The organism is Plantactinospora solaniradicis (assembly GCF_042658085.1).
GTDB classification, from domain to species: Bacteria; Actinomycetota; Actinomycetes; order Mycobacteriales; family Micromonosporaceae; genus Plantactinospora; species Plantactinospora solaniradicis.
Map to the genome: position 1 here is coordinate 39,521 of NZ_JBHSPR010000037.1, position 21,170 is coordinate 60,690.

Annotated in this window: 14 protein-coding genes and 2 pseudogenes; 4 read left to right on the forward strand and 12 right to left on the reverse strand. The window is 71.4% G+C overall.

Annotated elements, in window-relative coordinates:
* The first annotated feature begins 410 nt into the window (after nucleotides 1–410).
* A complete protein-coding gene (locus ACFP2T_RS31725; protein ID WP_377428265.1) occupies nucleotides 411–3,236 on the forward strand; it encodes a VWD domain-containing protein in 2,826 nt (941 codons plus the stop codon).
* Nucleotides 3,237–3,309: 73 nt separating this feature from the next.
* Here ACFP2T_RS31725 and ACFP2T_RS31730 read toward each other — a convergent pair whose 3' ends face one another.
* The 5 genes and pseudogenes from ACFP2T_RS31730 to pta all read right to left on the reverse strand — a co-directional run bounded on the left by ACFP2T_RS31730 (nucleotide 3,310) and on the right by pta (nucleotide 9,898).
* Nucleotides 3,310–3,648: a DUF952 domain-containing protein gene (locus ACFP2T_RS31730; protein WP_377428267.1), complete on the reverse strand. Its 339-nt coding sequence runs from the start codon at nucleotides 3,646–3,648 to the stop codon at nucleotides 3,310–3,312.
* A 75-nt stretch (nucleotides 3,649–3,723) separates the two neighbouring features.
* On the reverse strand, nucleotides 3,724–4,689 hold the full coding sequence (locus tag ACFP2T_RS31735) for a DUF4034 domain-containing protein (RefSeq protein WP_377428268.1): 966 nt from the start codon (nucleotides 4,687–4,689) through the stop codon (nucleotides 3,724–3,726).
* Nucleotides 4,690–4,883: 194 nt separating this feature from the next.
* Nucleotides 4,884–6,514 (reverse strand): annotated as a pseudogene (locus ACFP2T_RS31740) (GAF domain-containing sensor histidine kinase).
* Between the two features lie 181 nt (nucleotides 6,515–6,695).
* Nucleotides 6,696–7,820 carry an acetate/propionate family kinase gene (locus ACFP2T_RS31745; protein ID WP_377428270.1) on the reverse strand — a complete coding sequence of 375 codons (1,125 nt, stop codon included), beginning with the start codon at nucleotides 7,818–7,820 and terminating at the stop codon, nucleotides 6,696–6,698.
* Nucleotides 7,817–9,898, reverse strand: coding sequence for a phosphate acetyltransferase (pta, locus tag ACFP2T_RS31750; RefSeq protein ID WP_377428272.1), 2,082 nt, complete (start codon nucleotides 9,896–9,898; stop codon nucleotides 7,817–7,819). The genes ACFP2T_RS31745 and pta overlap by 4 nt, the downstream gene beginning before the upstream one ends.
* 402 nt (nucleotides 9,899–10,300) lie before the next feature.
* On the opposite strand from pta, the gene ACFP2T_RS31755 reads away from it, so the two are divergent.
* Nucleotides 10,301–11,137, forward strand: a complete 837-nt coding sequence (locus ACFP2T_RS31755; RefSeq protein ID WP_377428941.1) for an Acg family FMN-binding oxidoreductase — start codon at nucleotides 10,301–10,303, stop codon at nucleotides 11,135–11,137.
* 127 nt (nucleotides 11,138–11,264) lie between these two features.
* Here ACFP2T_RS31755 and ACFP2T_RS31760 read toward each other — a convergent pair whose 3' ends face one another.
* Nucleotides 11,265–11,432 carry a hypothetical protein gene (locus ACFP2T_RS31760; protein ID WP_377428274.1) on the reverse strand — a complete coding sequence of 56 codons (168 nt, stop codon included), beginning with the start codon at nucleotides 11,430–11,432 and terminating at the stop codon, nucleotides 11,265–11,267.
* A gap of 417 nt (nucleotides 11,433–11,849) precedes the next feature.
* On the opposite strand from ACFP2T_RS31760, the gene ACFP2T_RS31765 reads away from it, so the two are divergent.
* Nucleotides 11,850–13,685, forward strand: a complete 1,836-nt coding sequence (locus tag ACFP2T_RS31765; RefSeq protein ID WP_377428275.1) for a glycoside hydrolase family 15 protein — start codon at nucleotides 11,850–11,852, stop codon at nucleotides 13,683–13,685.
* A 47-nt stretch (nucleotides 13,686–13,732) separates the two neighbouring features.
* Here the strand turns inward: ACFP2T_RS31765 and ACFP2T_RS31770 are convergent, their stop codons facing one another.
* The 5 genes and pseudogenes from ACFP2T_RS31770 to ACFP2T_RS31790 form a co-directional block, all read right to left on the reverse strand.
* Nucleotides 13,733–15,310, reverse strand: a complete 1,578-nt coding sequence (locus ACFP2T_RS31770; protein WP_377428277.1) for an ABC transporter permease — start codon at nucleotides 15,308–15,310, stop codon at nucleotides 13,733–13,735.
* Nucleotides 15,307–16,230 carry an ABC transporter ATP-binding protein gene (locus tag ACFP2T_RS31775; RefSeq protein ID WP_377428279.1) on the reverse strand — a complete coding sequence of 308 codons (924 nt, stop codon included), beginning with the start codon at nucleotides 16,228–16,230 and terminating at the stop codon, nucleotides 15,307–15,309. Before ACFP2T_RS31775 ends, ACFP2T_RS31770 begins: the two co-directional genes overlap by 4 nt.
* Before the next feature lie 186 nt (nucleotides 16,231–16,416).
* Nucleotides 16,417–16,917 (reverse strand): GbsR/MarR family transcriptional regulator, encoded by a 501-nt coding sequence (locus ACFP2T_RS31780; protein WP_377428281.1) that lies wholly within the window; start codon nucleotides 16,915–16,917, stop codon nucleotides 16,417–16,419.
* Nucleotides 16,918–17,097: 180 nt separating this feature from the next.
* A pseudogene (locus ACFP2T_RS31785) lies at nucleotides 17,098–17,316 on the reverse strand (Acg family FMN-binding oxidoreductase); the annotation flags it as partial.
* Between the two features lie 79 nt (nucleotides 17,317–17,395).
* Entirely contained in the window at nucleotides 17,396–18,193 is a 798-nt protein-coding gene (locus tag ACFP2T_RS31790; protein ID WP_377428283.1) for an N-formylglutamate amidohydrolase, read from the reverse strand.
* Between the two features lie 123 nt (nucleotides 18,194–18,316).
* Between ACFP2T_RS31790 and ACFP2T_RS31795 the strand changes: the two genes are divergently transcribed.
* On the forward strand, nucleotides 18,317–20,209 hold the full coding sequence (locus tag ACFP2T_RS31795) for a CocE/NonD family hydrolase (protein ID WP_377428285.1): 1,893 nt from the start codon (nucleotides 18,317–18,319) through the stop codon (nucleotides 20,207–20,209).
* Nucleotides 20,210–20,238: 29 nt separating this feature from the next.
* Here ACFP2T_RS31795 and ACFP2T_RS31800 read toward each other — a convergent pair whose 3' ends face one another.
* Nucleotides 20,239–21,156: a dihydrodipicolinate synthase family protein gene (locus ACFP2T_RS31800; protein WP_377428287.1), complete on the reverse strand. Its 918-nt coding sequence runs from the start codon at nucleotides 21,154–21,156 to the stop codon at nucleotides 20,239–20,241.
* Between the last annotated feature and the right edge of the window lie 14 nt (nucleotides 21,157–21,170).

The window sequence follows — 21,170 nt, forward strand, 5'->3', positions numbered from 1 at the left end:
GGATCGACGGTCGCGACCGCCCCGGGCCCGCCGTCACGACGACCACGGACCCTCGCACTTGCCTGTCGAACCCACCGCATGGCGGCTCCTCTCTCGTTGGTTCGCGCGCCGGCCAACCGGCCGGTGATCTGGGCATGAGCGATCGTGGTCGACGCGCGTCCCGCTGATCGCCGGTACGCCTGCCATCTGCGGAACGAGCGGGTGGTGTCTCACCACGGACCCCAATGCTGGTGTCACCCGCTGGACCACGACTGGACCGCCACTGGACCGCGACTGGAGGAGAGTCGGGCGGGCCCCCGCGCCCGCCGACGAAACCACCGATTGCAGCATCCGTGCCGGCGTCCCGGAGCCGAGCGTCGGAAAGCCGATCAAGACGGGCGTCGTCCCGGCCCGGTACCTACCTTGAGCCCATGATCGTCCGCCGCCTCCTTCTGCTCGTCCTTCCCCTGCTCACGCTGCCTCTGTGCGTCGCCGTCGGCGCGGCACCTGCGCCCGCGCGGGCCGACCTGCCACCGCCCGGCCTGACGATAGGAACGGCGGAGGCCAGCTACCGGTCCGGCGAGGTGGCGGCACTCCGGGCCACCCTCACCAATTCCTCCGACCGGCCGTGCCAGGTCGCCGCGCTCTCGGACGGTGCGCTCACGGTGACGTCGCTGATCCGGGACGACACCCCGATCAGCCCACTACCGACCCGGAGCTACTACACCGGCGGTTACGACGGGGCCGTACGCGCCCAGCTCCGGACCCTGGCGCCGGGCGGGATGGTCACCTTCCCGATCACGGTGGTGGCCGGGAACGTTCCGGTGTCGTACCCGATGCCCGGCGACGGCGCGGCCGTGACCTCGATGTGGCCGATCGGCGCGGACGGCGCGTACCGGATGTCCTTCGTCTACGCGCCGCCCGCGTTACCGGTCGACGACGCCGTGTTGTGCCCGATGACCGGCGCGGCGGACGTCTCGTTCCGGGTCGGTGGCCGGGACGCACCGCCGACCCAGCTCTGGTGGGTGGCCGGGGCGGTCCTGGGTCTCCTGCTGCTCGCCCTGCTCGTCCTGCTCGGCGGGTGGCTCCGGCGCCAACGCCGGCGCCGCCGGCACCACGGTCACGGCAACGGCGCGCGGGTCGTCGCGGGCGCCGTGCTGACCCTGCTGGCGGTGAGCCTGGCCGTCCTGCCCGGCGCCGCCCCGGCCGAGGCCAGGTGGGAGATCGTCAACGGCAACGAGGCCTTCGACAAGGTGGTCAACGACTGCTTCGCCAGCTACTACCTGCCGGGACACGATCCCGCGGGGATCATCGGGGCGATCAACGACCCCGCAAGCCCGCTGGTGACGATCCAGCCGCAGATATCGCAGCAGGGGCACCGCACCTTCGACAACTCGGGAGGACCGAACGGCAAGGGAAGCTCGGCGATCCTGTTCAACCACAACGTCGACTTCGTCCACATTGACGACGGCGACTGGGACGCCTGTAGCGACCTCTACCACGAACTGTTCCACGCCTACGAATACCTGAAGGACACCTCGAACTCGCAGCGGTGCGGCAACACCGGCATCCAGACCGACGAGGTGGAGGCGGTGTTCGCGGAGAACGCCTACCTCAAGGCCCACAAGCGGGCACCGCGCACCACGTACAACCGGAAGAAGCTGCCGAAGAGCCTGGACGACTGCCGGAAGAAGCCCAACCCGCCGAAGCGGAAGGGGCCGGCCACCAGGTGCAAGGGCTACCAGGACTCCTGCGCCGCGACCAACGGCGACCCGCACCTGACAACGTTCGACCAGCACAACTACGACTTCCAGGCGGTCGGCGAGTTCGTCGCCGTACGCGCCGCCACCGGCGACCTGGAGGTGCAGGTACGGCAGGCGCCGGTGCCGCACTCCCGCCTCGCCAGCCTGAACTCGGCGGTCGCACTCAAGGTGGGGCCGGACCGGCTCGGCTTCTACCAGACCGACGGCGCGGTCAGCGTACGCCTGAACGGCACCACGCTCGACCTGTCGGACCGGCCCAGCCCGCTGGCCGGCGGTGGCGCGGTCACCCGCCGCGAGGCGGACATGCATCTGGGCGGCCACGGGTACACGGTGGACTGGCCGGACGGCTCGGCCGCCTGGCTGGACCCGATCGGCGGCTGGGGGCTCCGGCTCTACCTGCAACTCGCGCCGGACCGGCGCGGCAAGGTCGCCGGCCTGCTGGGGAACTTCGACGGCGATCCGGAGAACGACCTGCGCGGCTCCGACGGCGAAACCCTCCCCCCGGATCCCGACCACGCGCAGCTCTACCGCACGTTCGGGGACGACTGGGCGGTGACGGCGGCCACCTCGCTGTTCGACTACGAGCCCGGAACGGACCCGGAAACGTTCGCCGACCCGACCTTCCCGGACCGGGCCGTGACCGTCGCGGACCTGCCGGAGAACGTCCGCACGGCGGCGCGGACCACCTGCGAGTTCGTCGGCGTCAGCGGGCCGGCGCTCCTCGACGCCTGCGTGCTGGACGTGGTGCTGACCGGGCAGCCCGCCTTCGCGGTCGCTGCCGGGGCCAGCCAGGGCATCGGCGCCGCCGGTAACCCTCCGACCGGCACCGACCCGGCCGGCTCGGGCGGGACACCGCCGGCCGCCGGAGGCCGGACGGTGACGCCCGGCGACGTCCTGCGGGACGGCGACACCGCCAGCGGCGAGCTGGCCGGGCCGGGGCAGGTGGTCCGGTTCCCACTCGAACTGGGCGACGCCACCGTCGTCCGGCTGTACGAGGTGCCGGACAACGTACGGGTCTCGATGGTGGGCCCGTCACCGGGCGGTACGGACGACCTCCCCGGCTTCACGGTCACCTCGCCCTACCAGTGGATGGTCCGGCCCGGAGCCAGTTACCAGCTCGAGGTGTCGTACCCGGAGGGGGTGACGACCGGCGGGGAGTTCGGCTTCCGGCTCGTCACCGCAAAGGAACGCCGGCTCACCGCGAAGGTGGGTGACCAGGTCGGCGGCCGGCTCGACGTACCGGGACGGGTCGATCTCTACCGGCTCTCCGTGGACGCCGACACCAGGGTGGCGCTGTCGGGCGGCGGCCCGTGCGAGGACATCGCGTTGGCGATCGTCGACGACGAGCCGTCGCCGCACGTCTACAGCCCGTACTCGCCGTGCTTCGCGGAGACGCTCGCCACGCTGACGGCCGGCCGGCCGTACCTGCTCATCGTCTGGTCCCAGGCCGGGCGGACCGGCGACTACCACTTCGGCATCGAGTCCCTGCCCTGACCGTCGACACCGGGTCCGGCGCGCAACCGCCGGGCCCGGTGTTCGGCCACGTCTCCTCCGAAACCCGCCGCCGTCACGAGGGCAGGACGAACCTGCCGTCGACCTCTCGGCGCAGCGGGGCCACGGCCACCACCGCGTCGAGGTTGATCGGTCCGTAGATGTGTGGAAAGACGATTCCGGGCGCCACCTCGTCGTCCCGTACCGGCGAGGACAACCGGGCCGGGTCGATGCTGAGCAGCAGCAGCGGACCGGCGTCGGCGTAGAACGCCTGGGCGACGCCGAGGACCTGACCGCGCCGCGCCGCGTGGATGAACCCCTCGTCGGCCAGCGTCCGGCCCCGGGTCGACACCCGGTAGTCCCCGGACACCTGTGCCGCCTGCCAGTCGGACGCCTCGGCGATGTGGAAGATCACCACCGGACGATACCGGATGACGTGGGGAATCATCCCCACGTCGACCGGTTCACCTCCGCCTCGGGCAGCGCCGCGTCAGCGACCCAGTTGGCTGTAGACCTGGTTGCGGAAGCGGAGGAAGTAGATGTCGTGCAGCTGGTGCATGTACTGCCACGGCCACTCGGTCACCAGGTCACCGAGGAGGTCGAACTGCTCGCCCGCGGCGGGCCAGTTCGCGTTGAGGGTGAACGCCAGCGCGAACGAGTTGGCCACGGACGGCCAACCCGGCCGGCGTACGTAGTCCGGATGCCGCACCGAACGGTCCGCGGCGGCGAGCAGTGCCGCACCGACCTCGGGCGACCTGATGTACGCCGAGTCCTCGCCGCTGGGCAGGTCGAGCCAGTGCTCCAGGTGGGCGATCGCGGTCAGCCGGCCCAGCGGAGAACCCGCCGGCATGTCGGCCAGCGTCTGCCGGGCGAAGTCGTGCATCTGCTCGTGCGAGCCGCTCCACTTCCGGCAGAGCTGTTGCAGCATCTGGTCGTGCGCCTCGAGGTGCCACGGATGACGGCGGCGGACCTCCTCGAAGCGCCGCCGCGTCTCGTCGACCCCGAGCTGCCTGCCCCGGCCGAGGATGACCAGGAACGACCAGGCGGTGGCGCTGTCCGGGTCCCGCTCGGTGACCTCGTCCAGGCAGTCCTCCGCGATCTTGAGCCGCTTGAAGAAGAGCTTGAACGCCTCGTCGCCGACCGTGCTCGCCCGCCCACCGCCACGGGCGTCCCAGGCCCAGTCGATCGCGTGCGCACCCTTCACCAGCAGCGGCAGCGCCGACCTCGGCTCGGCCGCGACCCAGTCGTCGATCCACCGTTCCACACCACTGTTGTATGCCGCGGTACGGACATAGAAGGTGTGGTCGTCGGGGTGCTCGACCGCGGCCAGGGTGTCGCGGATCGTACGCCAGTCGCCCTGCTTCGCGGCGGTGACCAACCGCGCGCCGACCGGATCACCCATCGCCGGGTCGGTCGTCAGTCGCTCGACCTTCGGGCGGCGTCGAAAGGGCCACATGAACGTTCCTCCCCGTAGCGTCCGGTCGCCCACTATAGGCGGCCGTCCGAGAGCCCGGATCGACGGTCGCTCCGCCCGCCGGACCGCAGATCCGCCGGATCGACGAGCATCGTCGAGGGCGCGGTCGGGGCATGCCCGTGCGTCGGTTGTCGTCCCCGTCCGCCGGCACCGCACCGCCACGGTCGAGGCGGTTCCTAGTCGTGCAGCGGCACCCGCCACACGATCGTGGTGCCGGTCGGCGCGCCCGGACCGATGTCCAGGGCACCGCCCCACCGCTCGGCGCGTTCGCGCAGGTTGACCAGGCCACTGCGGGCGCACGCCGGATCGGTGCCCACCCCGTCGTCGGCGACCCGGACGACCAGCTCACCGTCGCGCACGTCGACCCCCACGGTGACCCGGCTCGCCCGTGCGTGACGCACCACGTTGGACAGTGCCTCGCCGAGTACCGCGAACAGGTCGGGGCGGAGCGGGTCGGGTACGGCGCTGTCGACCGGACCGGACATCTCCAGCGCGGGACGGAATCCCAACGCCTCGGCACAGCCGGCGACCACGTCCCGGATCTCGGCCCGGAGCGCGGAGGCCATCGGCGTACGGAGTTCGAAGATCGCCCGACGGATGTCCCGGATCGTCGAGTCCAGGTCGTCGACGGTGGTGTCGAGGCGCTGCCGCACCTCCGTCCGACCGGCCAGCGGCGCCACCGTCTGCAACTGCAACCCCATCGCGAACAGCCGCTGGATCACCACGTCGTGCAGGTCGCGGGCGATGCGCTCCCGGTCCTCCAGGACCACCAGCATCTCCCGCTCCTCCTGGGCCCGGGCGCGTTCCAGGGCCAACGCCGCCTGGCCGGCGAAGGTCGCCAGCAGGGTGACCTCGACGTCGCTCTCGGCCCGCTGACCGGCCGGATACGCGACCACGAGCACGCCGTGCAGGGCATCGCCGGCGGTCAGCGGCGACACCAGCGCCGGGCCGGCGCCGACCGGAACCGGCCAGGGCGCCGCCTTCGCCAGGCTCTCCACCACAGCCTGCCGGCGGCGGGTCACCGGCTCGACGAAGACGGTGTCGGCGGCGGCGAGGACCGCGCCGACCAGGTCGCCGGCAGTTCCGCCGTCCCCGGCGTCGGCCACCTCGACCGTGAACTGACCGGCCTCGTCGTCGTAGAGCAGCACCAGAGCCACGTCCGCCTCGGCGACCTCGCGGGCCCGCCGGGCGATCAACCGCAGCGCGCCGGTACGGCGGACCTCGCCGAGCAGCACGGCGGTGATCTCGGCGGTGGCGGCCAGCCAGCGCTCCCGCCGACGCGCCAGGGCGAACAGCCGGGCGTTCTCGATGATCACACCAGCGGCGGCGGCCAGCGCCACCACGATCTCCTCGTCGTCGTCGGTGAACTCCGACGCGCCCTGCTTCTCCGCCAGGTAGAGGTTGCCGAACACCTGGTCCCGGATCCGTACCGGCGCACCGAGGAAACAGTGCATGGGCGGGTGGTTCGGCGGAAAGCCGTACGACTGCGGGTGCCGGGTGATGTCCGGCATCCGTACCGGACGTGGATCGGCGATGAGCAGGCCCAGCACCCCCGGCCGTGCGGAAGGTCCCCGATCCGGGCCTGTGTCCGCGCGTCGATGCCGTGCGTGATGAACTCGGTCAACTGCCGGTCCGGCCCGATGACGCCGAGGGCCGCGTACCGGCCTCCGGCCAGCTGGCAGGCCGCCGCCACGATCCGTTCCAGGGTGCTGCGCAGATCCAGGTCGGTGCTGAGCCCGACGACCGCGTCCAGCAGCGCCCGCAGCCGCTCGCGGCTGGTCATCACCTCACCGACCCGGTCCAGCATCTCCTGGAGCAACTCGTCCAGACGGACCCGGGACAGCGGGGTGATCCCCCAGCGACGGAGCCGCGAAGCCGGTCTCGTCCGACGGCACCTGCGGCGGCTCGGTCACCACGCGATGCTACCGCCGACCCTGCCGCACCTCAGAGCGCAAGTCCGCCAGGTGCTCGACGACGTACGCCCGTGCCTACCGATCCGTACGGGGGATCCTCAGCACCGCCAGAGCCTGCTCGGCGATCTCCCGTTCCTCGTCGGTCGGCACGATGCACACCGCGACCGGCGCGGCCGGCGGCGAGATGACGGGCTCGGACCGCTCGTTGCGGTCAGGATCGACGACGATCCCCAGACCCTCGAGCCCGGCCAACGCGGCGGCGCGTACCGGGGCGGCGTGCTCCCCCACGCCACCGGTGAACGTGACCGCGTCCAGCCGCCCGAGCACCGCGAGGTAGGCGCCGACGTACTCCTTGATCCGTCGGCAGTACACGTCGAAGGCGAGACCTGCGGCGGGGTCGCCGGCCGCACGGCGGCGCAGCACGGCGCGCATGTCGTTGTCGCCGGCCAGCCCGAGCAGTCCACTGCGGTGGTTGAGCAGGTCGTCGATCGCTTCCACGGACAGGCCACCCACCCGGTGCAGGTGGAACAGCACCGCCGGGTCCAGGTCGCCGCTTCGGGTGCCCATGACCAGGCCCGCCAGCGGCGAGAGCCCCATCGAGGTGGCGACGCTGCGCCCGCCGGACACGGCGCAGGCGCTCGCCCCGTTGCCCAGGTGCAGAGTGATCAGGTCAAGCCCTTCCGGTGGGCGACCCAGCAGCCGCGCGGTGTGTCGGGCCACGTACGCGTGCGACGTGCCGTGGAAACCGTAGCGCCGGATGTGCAGGCGCCGGGCCACGTCGGTGTCCAGCGCGTACGTCGCGGCCGCCGGGGGCAACATGGCGTGGAACGCGGTATCGAAGACCGCCACCTGCGGCACCCCTGGTAGCAGTCGTCGGGCCACCGCGATCCCTGTCAGGTTGGCGGGGTTGTGCAGCGGCGCCAGCGGAACCAGGCGTTCGATGGCCGATACGACCTCGTCGTCCACGACGGTCGGACCGGTGAACTCGGTGCCGCCGTGCACGACCCGGTGGCCGACGACATCCAGGCTCTCCAGGTCCGCCTCGGCCAGCACGTCGCGCAGGGCCGCCGAGTGGTCCGGTGCACCACCGCCGGGCTCACCGATCCGCTCCACCAGGCCCCGGTCCACGCTCCGGCCGTCGTGGAAGATCCGGTACTTGAGCGACGAGGAGCCACAGTTGATCACCAGTACCCTCGTCACGGGTTTTCCTCCCCGGCGGCCTGGATCGCCGTGATGGCCACGGTGTTGACGATGTCCTTGACCGTGGCACCCCGGGACAGGTCGTTGACCGGACGACGCAGTCCCTGGAGTACCGGGCCGACCGCGACCGCACCGGCCGACCGCTGCACCGCCTTGTACGTGTTGTTCCCGGTGTTGAGGTCCGGGAAGACGAGCACAGTGGCGTGGCCCGCGACCGGGCTGCCCGGCAGTTTTGTCTCCGCGACCGTCGGGTCGACGGCCGCGTCGTACTGGATCGGCCCCTCCACCAGCAGATCGGGCCGGCGGGTCCGGACGAGCGCCGTGGCCTGGGCGACCTTGTCCACGTCCGCGCCGACGCCCGAACTGCCGGTGGCGTAGGAGAGCATGGCGAGCCTCGGCTCGATACCGAACCGGGCCGCGGTGTCGGCGCTGGACAGCGCGATGTCGGCGAGTTGGGAGGCGTCCGGATCGGGGTTGACCGCGCAGTCGCCGTACACCAGGACCCGGTCGGCGAGCAGCATGAAGAAGACGCTGGAGGCGACGGAGACGCCCGGTTCGGTCTTGATGATCTCGAACGCGGGTCGGATCGTCGCCGCGGTGGTGTGGGTGGCGCCGGACACCATGCCGTCGGCCAACCCGGCCTCGACCATCAGGGTGCCGAAGTAGTTCACGTCGCGCACCACGTCGTACGCCAGGTCCAGGGTCACACCCCGGTGCCGGCGCAGCTCCACGTAGCGGGCGGCGAAGTCGTCGCGCCAGTCACTCGTCTCGGGGTCGACCAGCCGCGCCGCGCTGACGTCGACCCCGAGTTCGTTCGCCCGGCGGGTGATCTCCGTCGGATCTCCCAGCAGGGTCAGGTCGGCGACGCCCCGGCGAAGGAGGGTCTCCGCCGCCCGCAGGATCCGCTGCTCCGTGCCCTCCGGCAGGACGAGGTGCCGACGCCGCGCGCGGGCTCGGTCGAGGAGACCGTTCTCGAACATCAACGGGGTGACCCGACGCGAGCGGGTCACGTCTAGACGGCGGGACAGTTCGGCCGTGTCGACATGGGCCTCGAAGGCGCCCAGCGCCGCCTCGACCTTCCGAGGCGCGGTGACGGCGAGCCGGCCCTCGATCCGACCGACCGCGGCGACCGTATGGAAGCTGTCGCTCTTCGTCACCAGCATCGCCAGCCCGGTGTGCAGGCGTTCGATCACCCGTACGGCACGCGGGTCGGGATAGTCGCCAAGGGTGAGCACCAGTCCGGCCAGGGTGACGGCTCCTCCGGCGTGCGCCGCGCTGGCCGCGACGAGCAGGTCGGCCCGGTCCCCGGCAGTGATCATGAGGCAGCCGTCCGTGAGATGGTCGAGGAGCGCCGGCACATGCGCGGCCCCGACCACCACATCCAGCACGTCGCGGTCCAGCGCGGCCGGGCTGCCGGAGAGGACGGTCGCGTCGAGCGCCGTCGCCACCTCCGCCACGGTGGGCGCCGACACCGCCGGCACCTCCGGGATCGCGTACGCGGGCACGGGCAGGCCGGTCGGTGCCGGCGTGCCCGCCGGCACCCGGTTGGCGATCACCGCCAGCACCGTGGCGCCCGCCTCGACCACGCCGTGGTACGCCGTCCGGGCGGCTGCCGCCACCGCCTCGGGCGTCCCGCCCAGGCCGTCCACCACGGGTACGACCAGGCTCCCGAACTCGGTGGCGAGTCGGGCGTGGAAGGCCAGCAGCCGGTCGGGCCCGCCCGGGGCACCGTCGTCGGGGTCGGTGACGTCCCCGCCGACGACGACCACGGCGTCGCAGCGGCGCTCCAACTCACGGTAACGCTCGACGATGCGACCGATCAGCTCCTCCTGACGCCCGTCCGCCGCCAGCGCCGCCGCCCGGGTGGTGGTCACGCCGTACGAGTCGGCGTAGCCGGCGGCGACCGGATAGCGGGTGGTGAGCAGGGCGAGCACCGGATCCTCGCGCGAGGCGGGCACCACCGGGCGGAACATGCCCAGCGGAGCGACCCGCCGGGACAGCATCTCGGCCAGCCCCAGGGCGACGGTGGCCTTGCCCGCGCTCGGGCCGACCCCGGCGACGTACACACTGGGAGCCACGACTCACCTGACCTTCCGTGTCGATCGCCGTTCAGTCGCGGAAGTCACCGCCCGGATCCCCGAGCGCGATCACGATGGCCCCTTCAGCGAAGCCTAGGTCATGCCGGCCGACGGAACCCGGCGGTCTGGAAGGCGGAACCCGGGGCAGGGATCCGGGCCGTTGGTCCCGGCCGCCGGGGGACGTTGGCCATTGTCAGCGGCTGGTTGACGGCGCGAGGCTGGAGTTTCGGACCGACCGGAGGATGGCGACGATGAACCAGGACAACACCGCGGAACGGAGCGCGGTCGCCCTCGCGAACGCGGCCACGGCGGCCGGATACGCACCGTCGGTGCACAACACCCAGCCGTGGCGGTGGCGGGTCCGCAGACCGACTCGAACTGTTCGCCGACCACAGTAGGCAACTGAGCGCGACCGACTCACCGGGCCACCTTCTGCTGCTCAGCTGCGGGGCGGCGCTGCACCATGCCCGGGTCGCCCTCGCCGCCGAGGGCTGGACTGCCGAGACGGATCGGCTACCCGATCCCGCTCAGCCTGATCTCCTCGCCCAGCTTCGGCTGACCGGCAGGACACCGGTCACCCCGGAGGCGACGCGCCTGGCGCAGACCATCCGGGTCCGGCACACCGACCGTCGGCCCGTCAGCGCCGAAACGGTGCCGGCGGACGCACTGCGCGCCATCGAGAAGGCGGTATCCGCCGAAGCGCGGATCCGGGTGCTGTCGGCCGACCAGGTCCTCGAACTGGCGGCCGTGGCGTCCCGGGCCGGCGCGGTGGAGGGTGCCGAGCCGGAGGTTCACGAAGAGCTCGAGTACTGGACCGGACGGACCCCACCGGCGGGCACCGGCCTGCCGGCGGAGGTACTGCCCGAGCGCGAGCAGGAGACGACTGTCCCCGGCCGGGACTTCGGCCGACCCGGAACATTGCCGATCGGCCCCGGACATGACCGGACCGCTGTCTACGCCGTGCTCTACGGTGACGAGGACGAACCGCGCGACTGGCTACGCGCCGGCGAGGCGCTCTCGGCCGGATGGCTGCGGGCCACCGAACTCGGGGTGTCCGTGGTACCGCTCAGCGGCGTCATCGAGGTGGCCAGCACCCGACAGACCCTGCGCGTCGTGCTGGCCGGTCTCGGCCACCCTTACCTGGTGCTCCGACTCGGGATCGCCGACCCGGAACACGCCGGCCCGCCACACACCCCGCGGCTGCCGGCGGCACAGGTCGTCGACACCCTCGACGCCTGAGTCCCGCACCAACCCGCGAAGACAGGCGCTCCCGTGGTCCCACCCGTGTGCCGGCGCCCGGGACACCAGGACGCACGGAAGGGCCGGCACGCCCTGGTGGCGTACCGCCCTTTGTTACCGGGTGTTTCTACGTGAGCCAGGGCAGTCTCCTGACCAGCTTGGTGTTGGTCCACCAGCGACCGAGGCCGAGGGTGGCGCCGGCTCCGGCGGCGGCGATCCCGATCAGCAGCACGGCCAGGACGAGGTGGTCGTCGATGACCGCGCCAGTGGCCGGAGTGCGGAGGTTCCGTGCCACCGGACCGGTCCCCGACGCGTTGCGGGGGGCCCTGTCGTGACGCGGGGAGACGATGGTGGGGATTGCATCCTCCAATTTTTCGCCGCCGGACCGGTCGGCCGGCGCTCAACTACAGTTCACCGCGGACGACACGGCGCCAGTAGGACCAGAGGACACCGACACGGCGGGACAAAATCCCTGTCCCGTGGGACCTCGGGCCCCGCACAGCGATGTCCGGCTCGCGGAAACCGGTCGGGGGCCGAGGCGGAACTTCGAGTCTTGTCCGTACGCTTCGTCCGGCTCAGTTGGCCCGAATTGCCGCCTTGTCAGCGAGATGTCGCCGGTTCGATCCGGCCGGGTTCCACCAAATCAGCGGCAACGCCGTGTGTTGCGTCAGGCTCGGGGTATCCGGCTGCTCGGACGAGGTGGGGTGGTCTGGTGGATTCGTACCCTCCGGTGGAGGCCCACGGCCTGATCGGCGACCTGCAGACCGCGGCGCTGGTGGCGACGGACGGGACGCTGGACTGGTTCTGCGCCCCCCGGTTCGACTCGCCCAGTCTGTTCGGCAGCCTGCTCGACCGGCACAAGGGCGGTTACTGCCAGGTGTCGCCCGACGGCGTCGAGTACGTGACCAAACAGCTGTACCTGCCGGGAACGCCGATCCTGATCACCCGCTTTCTCAGCACGGACGGCGTGGGGGAACTCATCGATTTCATGCCCGTCGCCGGGGACCGTCCCACCGACCGCCACCGCCTGGTGCGGATACTGCGGGTTGTCCGGGGCGTCATGCGGTTCCGTTTCCAGTGCGAGCCCCGCTTCAACTACGGCCGGGATCCGCACGAACTCGACATGTACTACGAGGGGCAGGTTTTCCGCAGCCCCGCGTTTTCCCTCACGATCAGCATTATTCAATATCCGGAGTCCCGGATCGCTGAGCGGCCACTCCAGCGAACCGAGGAAGGGGGATTGTCTGTGACCTTCGCGATGCGCGAGGGCGAGCAGGCGGGCGTGGTACTGGAAACCGGAGTGGCACCTGACCGGCCGCGTATCTACTCCCCCGCCGAGGCGAGCGACATGCTGGTGCGGACCCGCGACTTCTGGAAGCGCTGGATGGGCCGTTCCCGTTACACCGGCCGGTGGCGGGAGATGGTCGAACGGTCGGCGATGACGCTCAAGCTCATGACGTACGCACCGACCGGCGCGGTGATCGCCGCCCCCACCGCCGGGCTGCCCGAGCAGATCGGCGGGCGACGGAACTGGGACTACCGCTACACCTGGATTCGGGACGCGTCGTTCTCCGTGTACGCGCTGCTCAGCCTGGGCTTCACCGACGAGGCGTGGCACTACCGGCGATGGGTGGACGACCGGATCCGGGACGCCGAGGAGAGTGGCGTACCGCTCCAGATCATGTACCGCGTCGACGGCTCACCGGACCTCGCCGAGGAGGTGCTGCACCACCTCGAGGGGTACCGGGGGTCAGCACCGGTACGGGTGGGCAACGGCGCGGCCCGCCAACTGCAACTCGACATCTACGGCGAGGCGCTCGACGCTCTCCACTTCGCCGACAGTCACGGCCTGATGAGTTCGCACCAGGAGTGGTCGAACACGGTACGGATGGTGGACTGGCTCTGCGACAACTGGGACCAGCCCGAGGAGGGGATCTGGGAAGCGCGCGGCGGCCGCCAGAACTACACCTTCGGGCGCCTGATGTCCTGGGTGGCCCTCGACCGCGCTGTCCGCCTCGCCCAGGAACGCGGACGACCGGGTGACACCGGCCGATGGGTGGACAACCGGAACCAGATCTACGAACAGATCATGGCCCGTGGCTTCCACCCCGGACGCCGCGCCTTCGTCCAGCACTACTCGAGCGACGTCCTGGACGCCGCGCTGCTCGCCATGCCGGCGGTCGGATTCGTGGCACCGACCGACCCGGTCTGGCAGTCGACGCTGGCGGCCATAGACGCGGAACTCGTCTCCGACAGCCTCGTCTACCGGTACGACCCGACCGCCTCGCCCGACGGCCTTCCCGGCAGGGAGAACACCTTCACCATGTGCACCTTCTGGTACGTCCGGGCCCTGGCACAGTCCGGCCGCCTCGACGACGCCACGCTGGTCTTCGACAAGATGCTCACCTACAGCAGCCCGCTCGGCCTCTACTCGGAGGAGATCGCGCCAACCGGCGAGCAGACCGGCAACTTCCCCCAGGCGCTCAGCCATCTCTCACTGATCAGCGCCGCGCTGGGCCTCGACCAACTGCTCGACGCCCGCCGCTGAGCCGAGACCGCCGCGGGCCGCCTCGCCGGCCCGCGACGGCCGGCGTACTAATAGCCCAGGTCGCGGCGGCGGAAGCCGGCGTACCCGCCGATGGCCATCGCCACGGCGACGACCCCGAGGACCAACAGCGGTGTCGGGCTCAACGAGTCCAGCGGCGCTCGTGGCGTGTGCGCGAACGGAGAGCCGCGTTGCAGCCAGCCCGGGATGTCGAACGAGTCGGCGAACAACGCGATGACCGCGCAGTACCCGAACACCGCCCAGGCCAGCCCGGCGGCGGCCCGGGGTACCCAGCCGATACCGAGGACCGCGACCGCGGTGACCACCCACAGGGCCGGCAGGTAGCCGAGCGCGACCCCGAGCAGGCGCGGGATCTGGCCGGCGTCGGAGACGGTGAGCCCGTACGCGAGGCCTTCGCCGAAGCCGGCCGCGGTCAGCACCACCGCGCTGCCCACGGCGGCCACGGTCAGGTGGCTGGCCAGCCACCCGGCCCGGCTGGTCGCGGTGGACAGTACCGGCTCGGTGCGCCCGGACGTCTCCTCACTGCGGGCCCGCAGCGTGGCGACCGCCGCGTACGCGGCGGCGGTCAACGCCAGCGTCATCGCGGTCAGCGCGAGGTACGAGTTCACGATGTCCGCCGCGCCACCGGGCAGGAACTCGGCCACCTCGGGGTTGTCGGCCACGTACTGCTGGATGCTGTCGCCGATCGAACCGTAGGCGGCGCCGAGCAGGAACAGGCCGGCGGCCCAGCCGGCCAGGGACGCACGCTGCAGCCGCCAGGCCAGGCCCAGCGGGGACCCCAGCACCGCGGAGGCGGTCGGCCGCCCAGGCCGTGGGCGTACCAGCCCGGTCGCGAAGTCCCGCCGCCCCAGCAGCACCATCGCCGCCGCGCCGAGGATGGCGGTCACCGCGACCGGGATGGCCAGCGGCCACCACCGGTTGTCGACGTACGGGAAGGTGCGCTGTCCCCAGCCGATCGGCGACAGCCACGACAGGGCGCCGTTGCCGACATCGCCGGCGGCGCGCAGCACGTACGCGGCGCCCAGGGCGAGGGCGACCGCCCCGTACGCGGCCCGGGCGTTCTCGAACACCTGCACCGCCACGGCGGCCATCGCGGCGAACGCCATCCCCACCGCCGCGAACGCCGCGCCGAACAGGGCCGACCCGGAAACCGGCAGACCGGTGCCGGTGGCCGCGGCGAACGCCAGCAGCCCGGTGGCCAGGTTCGCCAGGCCGGCCAGGGCGAGCGCGGCGGCCAGCGTGGCTCGCCGGCCGACCCGGGCCGAGCGGACGAGCTCGGCGCGGCCGGACTCCTCGTCGGCGCGGGTGTGCCGCCCGATGAGGAACATGTTCATCAGCGCGACCACGATGCACGTGAACGCGAAGATCTCGAACACCACCTCGCCACCGATGGTGTCCAGCAGGCGGGTGGGTCCGCTCATCGCGATGACCGCCGTGTTGCCGCCGATGCTCTGGCGCAGCTTGGCCAGGTCCTCGGCCGAGTCGTACAGCTCCTGGCTCTGGGTGGACTGGACGAGCACCAGCAGCGTGGTACCCAGCAGCCACCACGGCAGCGCGAACCGTTCCCGCCGCAGCATGAACCGCAGCAGCCCACCGGCCCCGGTCATGACGCCGCCCCTGCTCCGGAGGTCTCTTCCTCGCCGTAGTGCCGCAGGAACATCTCCTCCAGCGTCGGCGGCGTACTGGTCAGGCTCCGCACCCCCAGCGACGCCAGCTGCCGGACCACCGCGTCCAGCTCGGCGGTGTCCACATCGAACCGGGCGTGATGGTCCTCGAGGACTAGGTCGTGCACTCCTGGCAGGGCGTCGATGCCGGTCAGGGGCTGCGCCGTCTCCACCGCGATCGAGGTACGGGTCAGGTGGCGCAACTCGCCGAGCGTGCCGCTCTCCACGGTACGGCCGAGCCGGATGATGCTCACCCGGTCGCACAGTGCCTCCACCTCGGCCAGGATGTGGCTGGACAGCAACACCGTGCGCCCCTCCTGCTTGATCTGGTGGATGCACTGCTGAAACTGCGCCTCCATCAGCGGGTCCAACCCCGACGTGGGCTCGTCGAGCAGCAGCAGCTCGGCGTCCGAGGCCAACGCGGCGACCAGTGCGACCTTCTGCCGGTTGCCCTTCGAGTAGGTCCGGGCCTTCTTGCGCGGGTCGAGGTCGAACCGCTCCAGCAGGTCGTCGCGCCGACGCCGGTCCAGGCCACCGCGCATCCGGCCGAGCAGGTCGATCACCTCCCCGCCGGTGATGGTCGGCCACAGGTTGACGTCGCCGGGCACGTACGCCAGGCGGCGGTGCAGGGCGACGGCGTCCCGCCACGGGTCCCCGCCGAGCATCCGGACCGTGCCGGCGTCGGCGCGCAGCAGCCCCAACAGGATCCGGATGGTCGTGGTCTTGCCGCTCCCGTTCGGGCCGAGGAAGCCGTGCACCTGGCCGGACTCCACGCTCAGGTCGAGCCCGTCCAGGGCCTTGGCAGGGCCGAAGGATTTGGTCAGGCCGGCGATCTCGATCGCCGCCCCGTTCTGTGCGCCCACGAAATGCTCCTCTGTGACGAGGGAAGAAGAATTCAAGCGGTGGGCATCACGCATCACGGCGCGATGCCAGTCACGATGCGTCGGTGAAGAGGTACTTGCGCCGTCGGCGCGGCGGGTCCGAATCCGTCTTGCGTGCCGCGGCACACGAGCACCGCATCCGCCCTCGGGGCGTGCCTGCCACCGCGGTCATGACCGCTCCCCCGCCCGCCGGGCCCGCGCCCGCTCGGCGTACGCCTCCCAGCGCCGCACGTGCTCCTCGCCGTACTCCACGCCGACGAAGTCGAAGAAGTCCATGAGCTCGTACAGGCGCTCGCGCTGGTTCGGCCGATCACTCCCGACGATCGACAGGCCGAACTCGGCCGTCTCGATCCCGGGCCGTAACCGGTCCACCCTCGACCGCAGGATCTGCGTCCAGCCACCCGACCTCAGCTGGTAGTGATGCTGCCGTGAACCGGGCACCGGCACCCGCTCCACCAGCTGACCCAGCTCCAGCTGCCGAATCATCGTGCTGATCGACGCCTTGCTCGCCTGCAACGCGGCAGCCAGCTCGGTGATCGACTGCTGCGGCTCCGGGCCGATCATCAACCAGCCGTAGATCCTGCCCATCATCCGGGCAGTGCCGAGCGTCTCGAAGAACATGCCGATCCGCTCGATGAACTCACGCTCGCCCGGCGACGGCTCCACCATCACACACACCTGTCGGCGTTCAAGGGGTACTGAACGGACTATACCGAGCGAACGCCGCCGGATCCATCCACGTGGATCACTGCTTTGCCCCGGGCGCGTCGCGCGCCGCGGAAAGCGCCCCCGGCAGTGGCGGGGACGGACCGACGCCGGCTGGGGCCCGAAGACTCCGAGGTCCGGCGATCAGGCGAGATCGATCACGTCGTCGACGTCGCGGCGGGGAGACGGCCAGCCTCGTTGCCCGTACCCGATCCGCATGACCATCTGCGGCGTGCCGTACCTGCCGAGGGCCAGCCGCAGCTGCTCGCGGGCCCGGGGTACCTCGATGGGTTGGGACAGCATCGAGACGGCGAGGCGACTGTCGGTGGCGGTGAGGAGCACGCGTTGCAGGGCCTGGCCGGCGGCCGGCGTTCCTGACGGGCGCTCGGGATGGTGTCGGAGGCCGGATGTCCCGTCGCCGTCGCCGGATCGTCGCGCCGGATCAGTCGGTACGGGCGTCGACCGCGTCGACGAGCGTCGCCAGGGCGCTTCCCAGAGTGGCGAGTCCCCCGGTGGGCGGCCCGCCGGGTTCGACCAGGTAGCGGTCCCGACGGATCTCCACCATCAGGGCGTGTACCCGACGGTCCCGGCGGTAGTGCCGCAGCGGTACGTAGCAGCCCGCGAAGGGCGTGTCCACCTCGATGTCACCGTGGCCGGCGAAGGACTGCCGCGCGGCCGACAGTAGCCAGCCGGGCGTGTGGTCCGGATCGGTTCCCAGGCAGATCGCCGGCCGCGCGGCGCCACCGATCTCGTAGGGCAGCCGCGCGCTCGGGTACGAGTGGACGTCGACGATGGTCACCCGCCCCGCCGAGGCCAACCGGGCGTCCACGAGTTCCGTCATCGCCCTGCCGTACGGCCGGTACCAGCGGTCCAGCAGTTCCTCCTCGGCGGCCGGATCGTCCTCGCGCAGCCGTCGGCCATCGCTGGTACGGGTGTAGACCGCACCCATCCCCACCGCCCGCATCGACTCCCGTTCGTCGGGGAAGCGCTCGGGGTCGACGACCAACCGGGACAGCAGGTTCACGAACGTCCACGGCGTACGCCCGGCGGTCGCCGCCGATCGGGCCGCGACGAGGTCGGTGTGCGAATCGGTCATCCGGTCCAGTTCCGCCACCAGTTCCGGGTCGCCGAGCAGCAGCCGTCGCCGCGCGGTCGGTGGGATCAGCCGCCCGGCGTGCGGAACGTGCAGGATGACGCCGCTGCCGGCATCGCCCGGCAGGACCTGGAAGCCCGCGTGCATCCTCGACCTCCCGGCTCCGCGTCACGTCGAACCGGAGCGGGCCGGCTTCCGACAGGTGCACATTGTCCGATCCGTGGCGCTGTGCGTAGCCTACCCAGACCCGTGACCTATCAAGGAGGGTAAATGGGTGGGCTCAGCAGGATGTGGCGGGTCGGAATGGCACTGCTCCCGGTGGTGGCGGTGGCCGTCCTGGGCGTGACGCCACCGGCGCTCGCCGCGCCGGCACCGGCGATCGTCGTCTCCGACGGCGTGACGCAGCCGGTGTTCGGCTACGCCGACGCCATTCGGGAACGGCTGTTCATCGACTCGACGTTCGACAGCGACCTCGACGGGCTGCGCGACATCATCGCGTTCGACCTGATGCGGCCGAAGGCCACCGCCGACGGGCTCAAGGTGCCGGTCATCATGGACGCCAGTCCGTACTACTCGACCGTCTGCCGGGGCAACGAGTCCGAGTGCAAGGCGGACCTCGACGGTGACGGCCTGCTCGACCGCTGGCCGCTCTTCTACGACAACTACTTCGTACCGCGCGGCTATGCGGTCATCCTGCTGGACATGGTCGGTACCAACAACTCCACCGGCTGCCCGACCACCAACGCCAACCAGGACAACCTGAGCGCCAAGCAGGCGATCAACTGGCTGAACGGTCGGGCCACCGCCCGGAACGCGGCCGGGCAGGTCGTCGAGGCCGACTGGCACAACGGCCGGACCGGCATGATCGGCAAGTCGTACGACGGATCGCTGGCGATGGCGACGGCGGTGACCGGCGTCCGGGGCCTGACCACGGTGGTGCCGATCAGCGGCCCGAGCGAGTACTACGACTACGTACGCAGCAACGGGCTGATCACCCGGGGCAACAACTACGTGGCATCGCTGGCCAACACCGTGACCAACCCGGAACGCCGGGACTACTGCAAACCGGTCCGGGACGCGATGTCCGCGGCCGACGGCGACGAGACCGGCGACTACTCCGCCTTCTGGAACGAGCGCAGTTACGTCAAGAAGGTCGACAAGGTCACCGCGAGCGTGCTGCTCTACCACGGGCTCAACGACGACAACGTCCGGCCGGACCACTTCAGCAAGTTCTGGTACGCCCTGGCCGAGCACGACGTGCCCCGGAAACTGTGGCTGTCCCAGGAGGGCCACGTCGACCCGTTCGACTCGCGCCGGACGGTCTGGGTGAACACCCTGCACCGCTGGTTCGACTTCTGGTTGCACCAGGTGCAGAACGGGATCATGGAGGAGCCCCGGGTCGACCTGGAACGCTCCGCCGACGTGTGGGAGACGCACGCCGACTGGCCGCTGCCGGACAAGGTCGACACCGAGGTCTTCCTCCAGCCGGGTACCGGTGGCGCGGGCGGCCTGAAGCTGGTACCGGTGGTCAAGCCGACCACCGTGCGCCTCGCCGACGATCCGGCGCAGAGCCAGAACACCATGATCCTCAACCCGGACACGGTCCAGCCGAGCCGGTTGGCCTTCCTGTCGGTGCCGCTCCGTACGCCGCTGCACGTCTCCGGCACGCCGGTGGTGAAGTTGCGGGCCGGCGCGGACAAGACCGACACGAACTTCGGGGCGATCCTGGTCGACTACGGCACCGCCGAGCGGGTGGCGCACCGGATGCCGGGCGAGGGCATCATCACGCTGGAGAGCCAGGACTGCTGGGGGCAGACCAGCCCGACCGACGACGGCTGCTACAAGCAGACCCAGAAGCGGGTGGCCACCGCCGACCTCGAACTGGTCACCAAGGGCATCCTGGATGCCCAGAACCGGCAGTCGATCCGTACGCCGACCCCGCTGGTTCCGGGCCAGTTGTACAACTTCGACTTCCCGCTGCTGCCCGAGGACTACGTCTTCCAGGCCGGTCACCGGATCGGCGTGATCATCGTCGGCAGCTACCCGCAGTACTCCAGCCAGGCCGACCCGAACCGGGCCACCATCGACGTGGCGCTGAAGACCAGCCACATCGTGTTGCCGATCGTCGGCGGCACCCCCGCCGCGCACGCCGCCGGGCTCTGAGTCGGACCGTGGCCGGGTGAGGATCCGACTCACCCGGCCACGGCCGGTTCGCGGGGATTCGCACTACCACCGGAACCGGGCGACGTCAGCGCGTCGAGGTGGCCGCACGCCGTCGCGGTGGTGTCCGGCCCGGCCGGCAGCAGTGGCAGTCGCACCGCCGCGCTCGGAATGCGGCCCTGCGCGTGCAGCACCGCCTTGATCACCGTCGGGTTCGGCTCGGCGAACAGGGCCGTCGACAGGACGCCGAGCCGCCCGCCGAGGGCTCGGGCGGCGGCGACGTCGCCGGCCTGCCAGAGCGCGATCAGCCGGACGTAGTCGGCGGTGGCCAGATGCGCCGACGCCACGATGCCGCCGTGCGCGCCGAGGGCGAGCAGTGCCGAGATGAACGGGTCGTCGCCGCCGAGGATCGCCAGGCCGGCGGGCGGATCGGCGAACAGGGCGACCGTGTCGGCGTTGACGCCGCCCGGGGCGTACTTCAGGCCCACCACGCCGGGCAGCTCGGCCAGCCGCCGGAGCGTCTCCGCCGGCAGGTACTGGCCGGTCCGGTGCGGAACGTCGTAGACGACGAGCGGCACGGGGCTGATCGCGGCGAGGTGGGCGAAGTGGGCGAGCACCCCGGCCGTGCCGGGGCGGACGAACGGCGGCACCACGCTCAACGCCGCCACCACCTCCGGCCGATCGGCCAGCCCGGGCAACGCCTCCGGGCTGTGGGCGCCGACCAGCAACTGCGCGCCGCGTTCGCGGCAGGCCCGCGCGGCGACCTCGACCACCGCGTCCTGCTCGGCCCTGCTGAGCGAGCCGGGTTCGGCGGTGGTGCCCAGCGCCACCACACCGCTGGCTCCGGATTCGAGCACCTGGTGCGCGAGGCCCTCCAGGGCGTCGAGAGCCACCGCCCCGGAGTCGTCGAATGGGGTGATCAACGGAACGTACAGGCCGGTCAGCGTCATGGTCCCAGCCTCTC

Excerpts from the sequence above, each read along its gene's own strand:
- ACFP2T_RS31725 (WP_377428265.1), top strand. The coding sequence starts at position 411 with ATGATCGTCCGCCGCCTCCTTCTGCTCGTCCTTCCCCTGCTCACGCTG.
- ACFP2T_RS31735 (WP_377428268.1), bottom strand. The coding sequence starts at position 4,689 with ATGTGGCCCTTTCGACGCCGCCCGAAGGTCGAGCGACTGACGACCGAC.
- ACFP2T_RS31770 (WP_377428277.1), bottom strand. The coding sequence starts at position 15,310 with ATGACCGGGGCCGGTGGGCTGCTGCGGTTCATGCTGCGGCGGGAACGG.
- ACFP2T_RS31780 (WP_377428281.1), bottom strand. The coding sequence starts at position 16,917 with ATGGTGGAGCCGTCGCCGGGCGAGCGTGAGTTCATCGAGCGGATCGGC.
- ACFP2T_RS31790 (WP_377428283.1), bottom strand. The coding sequence starts at position 18,193 with ATGCACGCGGGCTTCCAGGTCCTGCCGGGCGATGCCGGCAGCGGCGTC.
- ACFP2T_RS31795 (WP_377428285.1), top strand. The coding sequence starts at position 18,317 with ATGGGTGGGCTCAGCAGGATGTGGCGGGTCGGAATGGCACTGCTCCCG.
- ACFP2T_RS31800 (WP_377428287.1), bottom strand. The coding sequence starts at position 21,156 with ATGACGCTGACCGGCCTGTACGTTCCGTTGATCACCCCATTCGACGAC.